1 protein-coding gene is annotated in these 314 nt (G+C 31.2%); it reads left to right on the top strand.

Annotated elements, in window-relative coordinates; all coding sequences use genetic code 11:
* A partial coding sequence (locus GNY06_RS00005) for a transposase (RefSeq protein ID WP_166518286.1) occupies nucleotides 1-314 on the top strand: 314 nt, incomplete at both ends.

Raw genomic sequence — 314 nt, 5'->3', positions numbered from 1 at the left:
TTTTGATGTAACACAAGCTTCTGTACATGATATTCATTATCTCAAAGATATTAAGCACTTGTATCAAAATTGTACAATATTAGGAGACAAAGGTGATCTGAGTATTGATTATCAAAGAGACTTATTTGCTTACAACCAGATTAATATGGAAGTACCTATGCGAAAAAATCAACATGGATATAAGCCTCAGCCTTATATTTTTAGAAAATCCCGAAAGCGCATCGAAACCTTATTTTCGCAATTATGTGATCAGTTTATGATTAGAAGAAACTATGCGAAATCCTTTGATGGCTTTAAGAACAGAATATTATCTA

It is taken from the genome of Elizabethkingia argenteiflava, from assembly GCF_009904105.1.
Taxonomy (GTDB): Bacteria; Bacteroidota; Bacteroidia; order Flavobacteriales; family Weeksellaceae; genus Elizabethkingia; species Elizabethkingia argenteiflava.
Note: the sequence above shows the minus strand (reverse complement) of the source record. Positions and strands in the feature narration are given on the sequence as shown.